The sequence below is a fragment of the Pontibacter locisalis genome (genome assembly GCF_042684605.1).
GTDB classification, from domain to species: domain Bacteria; phylum Bacteroidota; class Bacteroidia; order Cytophagales; family Hymenobacteraceae; genus Pontibacter; species Pontibacter locisalis.
The window spans coordinates 170,170-178,367 of the sequence record NZ_JBHULU010000003.1 but is presented as its reverse complement, the minus strand read 5'-3'; the positions used below and the strand labels follow the sequence as shown (position 1 = coordinate 178,367).

Sequence of the window (8,198 nt, the reverse complement as noted above, 5' to 3'; positions counted from 1 at the left end):
GAAGGGGTTAGAGGGAAACACACGCTGCGAGGCGACAGGCAAGGAAAGTAGTTCCTTGGCAAGTTCTTTGAGAGATTGTTGAGACAGAAAAAACATACAAAAGGATAAGGTAATCCGCGCAGGGCCAGTCTTCGGACCACCTGCGCCTTAAACAAGGAAGGCCGGGGTCGAACGGACACATGAGCAAGCCCTCGGGCTTGCGTAAATTAACTTTTACAATGGAGAGTTTGATCCTGGCTCAGGATGAACGCTAGCGGCAGGCCTAATACATGCAAGTCGAACGGATCAGGGGGCTTCGGTTCCCTGGTTAGTGGCGCACGGGTGCGTAACGCGTATGCAACCTGCCTTCTATTGGGGGATAGCCCCGGGAAACCGGGATTAATACCGCATAAGACAGTACTCCGGCATCGGAGAGCTGTTAAAGCTTCGGCGATAGAAGATGGGCATGCGTGCCATTAGCTAGATGGCGGGGTAACGGCCCACCATGGCGACGATGGCTAGGGGTTCTGAGAGGATGGTCCCCCACACTGGTACTGAGACACGGACCAGACTCCTACGGGAGGCAGCAGTAGGGAATATTGGGCAATGGCCGAGAGGCTGACCCAGCCATGCCGCGTGCAGGAAGAAGGCCTTCTGGGTTGTAAACTGCTTTTATCTAGGAAGAAAACGCCCATGCGTGGGAAACTGACGGTACTAGATGAATAAGCACCGGCTAACTCCGTGCCAGCAGCCGCGGTAATACGGAGGGTGCAAGCGTTGTCCGGATTTATTGGGTTTAAAGGGTGCGTAGGCGGCCCGTTAAGTCAGCGGTGAAATCCCACGGCTCAACCGTGGAACTGCCGTTGATACTGGCGGGCTTGAGTTCGGTCGAGGCGGGCGGAACTGGTGGTGTAGCGGTGAAATGCATAGATACCACCAAGAACCCCGATTGCGTAGGCAGCTCGCTGGGCCGAAACTGACGCTGAGGCACGAAAGCGTGGGGAGCGAACAGGATTAGATACCCTGGTAGTCCACGCCGTAAACGATGATGACTCGATGTTGGCGATACACTGTCAGCGTCCAAGCGAAAGCGTTAAGTCATCCACCTGGGGAGTACGCCCGCAAGGGTGAAACTCAAAGGAATTGACGGGGGCCCGCACAAGCGGTGGAGCATGTGGTTTAATTCGATGATACGCGAGGAACCTTACCTAGGCTAGAATGCGCGTGACAGCTCCAGAGATGGAGCCTCCCTTCGGGGCACAAAGCAAGGTGCTGCATGGCTGTCGTCAGCTCGTGCCGTGAGGTGTTGGGTTAAGTCCCGCAACGAGCGCAACCCCTATCTCTAGTTGCCAGCGCGTCATGGCGGGGACTCTAGAGAGACTGCCTTCGCAAGAAGTGAGGAAGGTGGGGACGACGTCAAGTCATCATGGCCCTTACGCCTAGGGCTACACACGTGCTACAATGGCCGGTACAGAGGGTCGCCACCTGGCAACAGGGCGCCAATCTCAAAAAGCCGGTCTCAGTTCGGATCGAAGTCTGCAACTCGACTTCGTGAAGCCGGAATCGCTAGTAATCGCGTATCAGCAACGACGCGGTGAATACGTTCCCGGGCCTTGTACACACCGCCCGTCAAGCCATGGAAGTCAGGGAGACCTGAAGCCGGTGACCGTCAAAGGAGCCGTCTAGGGTAAAACTGGTAACTGGGGCTAAGTCGTAACAAGGTAGCCGTACCGGAAGGTGCGGCTGGATCACCTCCTTTCTAGGGTCGACGCCCGGCCTTCCGGCGCAGGTCCCGGCGCGGATGCCCCCTTCCTTTGTATTTTTCTGTCTCGGCAAACCTCAAAACCTACGATGGTGGCTGTGAGGCGCCCAGCTCTCATTCTGGGCTTGTAGCTCAGGTGGTTAGAGCGCTACACTGATAATGTAGAGGTCCGTGGTTCGAGTCCACGCAGGCCCACTATACACACTGGGGGATTAGCTCAGCTGGCTAGAGCGCCTGCTTTGCACGCAGGAGGTCAACGGTTCGACTCCGTTATTCTCCACACCAAACACAACGCACAGGTAAGAACGGCAGGTTTTTACCTCACACTTAGGAACGGCAAGAGAGGAAGGCGAGAGTGAAAGCTCCCGGCCCGGCGCTACGAGCTTGAGACTAGGAAAAGTTCTTTGACATGATGGGAGAGAGAATAATAGTTTAGGTTATCGAAAGATAACTCATGCAATAACGAGAAAAGAGGCGGGCCGCTGCCACAGTGCAGCGGCCGAGAACGCAGATAAGGGCGCATGGGGAATGCCTAGGCTCTCAGAGGCGATGAAGGACGCGACAAGCTGCGATAAGCCGCGGGGAGGGGCACATACCCACTGATCCGCGGGTTTCCGAATGGGGCAACCCGGCTACTTGAAGAGTAGTCACCCTAAGGGGGGCGAACCCGGAGAACTGAAACATCTAAGTACCCGGAGGAAGAGAAAATAACAATGATTCCGTAAGTAGTGGCGAGCGAACGCGGAAGAGCCCAAACCGGTCGAGTCACGGCTCGGCCGGGGTTGTAGGACCACGCTGTGGGACCAAAGATTGAAGTGTAACAGACTGGGAAGTCTGACCATAGGGGGTGATAGTCCCGTGCACGTAAGCTCTTTGGCCCTAGTGGTATCCTGAGTAGGGCGGGACCGGAGAAATCCCGCCTGAATCCAGCGGCACCATCCGCTAAGGCTAAATACTCCTGAGAGACCGATAGTGAACCAGTACCGTGAGGGAAAGGTGAAAAGTACCCTGAATAAGGGGGTGAAATAGATCCTGAAACCATGCGCTTACAAGCGGTCGGAGCTGCTACGTGCAGTGACGGCGTGCCTTTTGCATAATGAGCCTACGAGTTACTCCTCCCTGGCAAGGTTAAGCTTCTTGAGGAGCGGAGCCGGAGCGAAAGCGAGTCTGAACAGGGCGCACAGTCAGGGGGGGTAGACGCGAAACTTTGTGATCTACCCATGGGCAGGATGAAGTTTGGGTAAAACCAAATGGAGGTCCGAACCAGTTTACGTTGAAAAGTATTTGGATGACCTGTGGGTAGGGGTGAAAGGCCAATCAAACTGAGAAATAGCTCGTACTCCCCGAAATGCCTTTAGGGGCAGCGTCGTGGTGGAGTCATATGGAGGTAGAGCTACCGATAGGACTAGGGGGAGTCACATCCTACCGAATCCTGACGAACTCCGAATGCCATTTGATATACACGGCAGTGAGGCGCGGGGTGCTAAGGTCCCGCGCCGAGAGGGAAAGAACCCAGACCGCCAGCTAAGGTCCCAAAGTCCACGCTAAGTTGAACAAAGGGGGTCCAGTTGCCTAGACAGCCAGGAGGTTGGCTTGGAAGCAGCCATTCCTTTAAAGAGTGCGTAACAGCTCACTGGTCGAGCGACAGGGCATCGATAATAATCGGGCATCAAGCATGGCACCGAAGCTGCGGATTGCAGTTTACTGCACTGGTAGGGGAGCATTCCAAGGGCGACGAAGGCGTCCCGGCAAGGGGCGTTGGAGCGCTTGGAAAAGCAAATGTAGGCATAAGTAACGATAATGCGGGCGAGAAACCCGCACACCGAAAGACCAAGGTTTCCTGATCAACGCTAATCGGATCAGGGTTAGTCGGGTCCTAAGGGCGAGGCGAAAGCGCAGTTCGATGGACAACTGGTTAATATTCCAGTACCGGCACGTCATAGCGATGCGGTGACGGAGAAGTGAAAGGACGGCGCGCTGACGGAATAGCGCGTTTAAGGCCGTAGGTATTGGCCCGGTTGTGAAGTACGCCGGGCTAGCTGAACGCCGAAAGTACTCCAAGCCCTCGGGCGCGGAGATCGTCCCTAATCAGGCTCCCTAGAAAACCCGCTAAGCGTTTAAATGGCTTGCCGCCCGTACCGCAAACCGACACAGGTGGTCGAGGAGAGAATCCTAAGGTGCTCGAGTGAATCACGGCCAAGGAACTCGGCAAAATGGCCCTGTAACTTCGGGAGAAGGGGCGCTTCCTCCAGGCAACTGGAGAAGCCGCAGTGAAAAGGCCCAGGCGACTGTTTAACAAAAACACATGGCTTTGCGAAATCGAGAGATGAAGTATAAGGCCTGACACCTGCCCGGTGCCGGAAGGTTAAGAGGGGATGTTAGCCGCAAGGCGAAGCATTGAATCGAAGCCCCGGTAAACGGCGGCCGTAACTATAACGGTCCTAAGGTAGCGAAATTCCTTGTCGGGTAAGTTCCGACCTGCACGAATGGTGTAACGATCTGGGCGCTGTCTCAGCCGTGAGCTCGGTGAAATTGTAGTCTCGGTGAAGATGCCGAGTACCCGCAACGGGACGGAAAGACCCCATGAACCTTTACTATAGCTTAGCATTGACGCTGGGTAACTCATGTGTAGGATAGGTTGGAGGCTGTGAAGCGGTGTCGCCAGGCATCGTGGAGCCGTCCTTGAAATACAACCCTTGAGTTGCTTGGCGCCTAACCTCCCACAGGGGGGGACAGTGCTTGGTGGGTAGTTTGACTGGGGTGGTCGCCTCCAAAACAATAACGGAGGCTTTCAAAGGTGCCCTCAGCACGCTTGGTAACCGTGCGCAGAGCGCAATAGCATAAGGGCGCTTGACTGTGAGGCCCACAAGCCGAGCAGGGTCGAAAGACGGATATAGTGATCCGGTGGTTCCGCATGGAAGGGCCATCGCTCAAAGGATAAAAGGTACTCTGGGGATAACAGGCTGATCTCCCCCAAGAGCTCATATCGACGGGGAGGTTTGGCACCTCGATGTCGGCTCGTCACGTCCTGGGGCTGGAGAAGGTCCCAAGGGTTCGGCTGTTCGCCGATTAAAGTGGCACGCGAGCTGGGTTCAGAACGTCGTGAGACAGTTCGGTCCCTATCTGTTGTGGGCGTCGGAGATTTGAGGGGTCCTGACCTTAGTACGAGAGGACCGGGTTGGACGAGCCTCTGGTGCACCTGTTGTGGCGCCAGCCGCAGCGCAGGGTAGCTACGCTCGGACGGGATAAGCGCTGAAAGCATCTAAGTGCGAAACCCGCCCCAAGATGAGATCTCCCTTAAGGGCCGTCCAAGACGAGGACGTCGATAGGCCGCAGGTGTAAAGCTGGAGACAGCAAAGCCGAGCGGTACTAATTGCCCGAGCGCGTTCTCAAAAAGGCCGGAACACGGCCCGCCCCTTACTCGCTCTCTCCCCAATCATGTTAACTAAACTTTTAAAGCATTATGCACGGCAAACGAATCGTGCGACGATAATGGTGGCTATGGCTCCGGTGAGCACCTCTTCCCATCCCGAACAGAGAAGTTAAGCCCGGACGCGCCGATGGTACTGGGGTCACACCCGGGAGAGTAGGTGGCCGCCAACCCCAGCAAAGGGGCAGCATCCAAAACGGAGGCTGCCCCTTTTTCATTCCCATCCCCCCAACACCGCCGACAAACATGTAAAGCGCAGGAGCCAATTCAGCTGATAGAGTACCAAGGCAGCTGATGACAAATGATCAATAAAAGAAGCCCCGGTGTAGCCGGGGCTTCTTTTACTTTTGTGAAGACCAGATACGAAGACTAGCTGTTGATAAACTTTGGATTGATTAGGTTCTCTATAGAGAAAATCTCATCCCACTTTGCCTGGGTTATTAGCTTACGCTCTACAACAGTTATATCGTGGATAGACTTTCCTGTTGTCAAAGCTTCTTTTGCAATAGAAGAGGCAACTTCATAGCCAAGGATGGGATTTAGTGAGGTGACAATCCCAATACTGTTCATCACCATGTTCTTACATATCTCCTCATTCGCCGTAATACCATCGATACATTTGGTTTTCAAGGTATAGCAGGCGTTTTCCAAATAGGTAAGGGAGCTGAACAAGCTAAAAGCTATCACAGGCTCCATCACATTTAATTGTAACTGGCCTGCCTCAGCAGCCATAGTAATTGTTACGTCAGACCCAATAACATAATAAGCGGTTTGATTTACTACTTCCGGTATAACAGGATTCACTTTACCAGGCATTATAGAGGAACCTGGCTGCATGCGAGGTAAATTAATTTCATTGATACCAGCTCTTGGACCCGATGATAAAAGGCGGAGGTCATTACAGATTTTAGAAATTTTTACTGCACTGCGTTTCAATACTCCAGAAATCTGCACATAAGCACCAGTATCACAAGTAGCCTCAATAAGATCCTCTGCCAGAACTACAGGTATTCCGGTAATGTCTCTTAAGTGGTCCGTAACAAGCTGAGGGTATCCTTCCGGAGCATTGATAGAAGTACCAATGGCTGTTGCCCCCATATTTATTTCACAAATAAGCATCTTTGCCTCATTGAGGCGCTGAATATCTTCTTTGATGGTAGTGGAAAACCCATGGAATTCTGCTCCCAAAGTCATTGGTACAGCATCCTGAAGCTGTGTACGTCCCATTTTAAGCACGTCTTTAAACTCCTCTGCCTTACGTGCGAAAGACTGCTGTAACACCTCTAAGCTTTCAACGAAACTAGTGATCTTCTTATAAAGAGCTAATCTGAATGCTGTAGGATAGGCATCATTCGTAGATTGGGAAAAGTTAACATGGTTGTTCGGGTGAACAACGTCGTATTCGCCTTTTTTATGACCTAATAGCTCAAGAGCTACGTTGGCTATAACCTCATTAACATTCATGTTAACAGAAGTGCCTGCACCACCTTGAATCATATCTGTTACAAACTGATCCAGGTACTCACCAGCAATTAATCTATCACAAGCTTTTCCAATGGCCTCAGCTATTTCAGGTTTAAGCACACCACAATCTTTATTTGCCATGGCGGCGGCTTTTTTTACATAGCCAAAAGCCTGAATGAAAAGAGGCTCTTTAGAAATAGGAATGCCAGTAATATTAAAATTATCTAGCGCACGCGCAGTCTGAATACCATAGTAAAGTTCATTAGGAATTTCCTGTTCGCCCAGGAAATCATGCTCTAATCTAAAATCACTCATTTTGTTGCCTATGTGAAGTATGGTTGAGTTTGATAAAATTTATTTAGAAGTCTCTTTTAGAGTTGGCTCTGGTAAATTTATACCTAACTCATTTGCAGTTTCTAAAACAATATTTGTTGCGTACTGCTTCAGGCAAACAAGTTTACCTGTCTGGCTGTACTCATTAATAATACTTTGAGTAATAATTAGCCGGGAGGTATACTCTCCATACTTGTTAATTATACTCTTCTGTACCTGTGTCAGATCCTCCTTGCGCTGTTCAGTTTGTGGAGTCCGTGCAGGACGTTGCCAACGACTTTCAGGATAATCCTGACTGATGTTGTTGTTCTTAGCGCTCTGAATAGCCTTCACCAGTGCATCTTTTAAAAGCTTTTCATTTTTTGGCTTTTTCATACCACCATGAATCCCTTTTGTATGATTAAGCCATTCATGAACATCTGTCTGGTAGTTTTGTGCAAGGTCAACAAGGGCCTCATTGGGGATCACGTAAGGAGCCGGTTTGTTAAATTCTCTTCCCATTTCATCTCTGAAGGCAAAAAGCCCTTTTAAAACATACTGTTGAAAGAAGTTAAGTCTAAAGGCATTCTTTAACTTAAGGTGTGGGTTCTCAGGTTCAGTATACTGAAGTGACTCCAGTAAAAGATTCTCTTCCTGTAACCAGTTTAGTCGCCCTAACTGTTCTACCTCACCAACTAATTTATCCTTGATACGATGAAGATAAATAACATCTATGGCAGCATACCTTAGCTGCGCTTCTGTTAGGGGGCGGTTATTCCAGTTACTTGATTGCTGCGACTTATCAATTTCTTTATCAAACTCTCCTTTTAATACCGTTGCCAGTGAAGATCGCTCATAGTTGAGTAATTTGGCAGCAACATCTGTATCAAGTACTGACTTTATATTACACCCTAGCTTGTTTAACAGAAGGATATCATTATTCGCGTGGTGTATGATCTTTGTGATTCGTTCATCTTCAAATAATTGATAAACAGGTTGCATATCATCAATGCCGAAAGGATCGATGATACAGCAGGAGTTGCTTTCATCTGCTATTTGTATGAGACACAGGTTAAAGCCATAGGTAAACCGGTGCTGATCAAACTCCAGGTCTACTGCTAGTTCCTTGCTCTTGCTCAGTTTTGTTATTGTCTGTGCTAGTTGTTTGTCCGTCTCAATCAGCTTAATGGTAACGCCATCGTGCATTAGAGGTGTATTTTCCATTCCTAAAGTTAAAAAGGTTTACAGCAT

2 protein-coding genes, 2 tRNA genes and 3 rRNA genes are annotated in these 8,198 nt (G+C 50.6%); 5 read left to right on the top strand and 2 right to left on the bottom strand.

The genetic code is table 11. The annotated features are described in order from the left end of the window. The first annotated feature begins 215 nt into the window (after positions 1-215). The 5 genes from ACFSRY_RS03010 (at position 216) to rrf (ending at position 5,344) form a co-directional block, all read left to right on the top strand. A 16S ribosomal RNA gene (locus ACFSRY_RS03010) occupies positions 216-1,738 on the top strand. 124 nt (positions 1,739-1,862) lie between these two features. Then, positions 1,863-1,936, top strand: a tRNA-Ile gene (locus ACFSRY_RS03005). A gap of 11 nt (positions 1,937-1,947) precedes the next feature. Next, positions 1,948-2,021, top strand: a tRNA-Ala gene (locus ACFSRY_RS03000). A 221-nt stretch (positions 2,022-2,242) separates the two neighbouring features. Then, positions 2,243-5,134: ribosomal RNA gene (locus ACFSRY_RS02995) — 23S ribosomal RNA — on the top strand. Positions 5,135-5,232: 98 nt separating this feature from the next. Beyond that, positions 5,233-5,344: ribosomal RNA gene (gene rrf / locus ACFSRY_RS02990) — 5S ribosomal RNA — on the top strand. Together the 16S, 23S and 5S rRNA genes with 2 tRNA genes alongside form the textbook arrangement of a ribosomal RNA operon. 196 nt (positions 5,345-5,540) lie before the next feature. Here rrf and aspA read toward each other — a convergent pair. Together aspA and ACFSRY_RS02980 are read right to left on the bottom strand one after the other, a co-directional pair. Beyond that, positions 5,541-6,950 (bottom strand): aspartate ammonia-lyase, encoded by a 1,410-nt coding sequence (gene aspA / locus ACFSRY_RS02985; protein ID WP_377503285.1) that lies wholly within the window; start codon positions 6,948-6,950, stop codon positions 5,541-5,543. 39 nt (positions 6,951-6,989) lie between these two features. Next, entirely contained in the window at positions 6,990-8,171 is a 1,182-nt protein-coding gene (locus ACFSRY_RS02980; protein ID WP_377503284.1) for a ribonuclease D, read from the bottom strand. Between the last annotated feature and the right edge of the window lie 27 nt (positions 8,172-8,198).

Coding starts and splice junctions, on each gene's coding strand:
- aspA (WP_377503285.1), bottom strand. CDS start 6,950: ATGAGTGATTTTAGATTAGAGCATGATTTCCTGGGCGAACAGGAAATT.
- ACFSRY_RS02980 (WP_377503284.1), bottom strand. CDS start 8,171: ATGGAAAATACACCTCTAATGCACGATGGCGTTACCATTAAGCTGATT.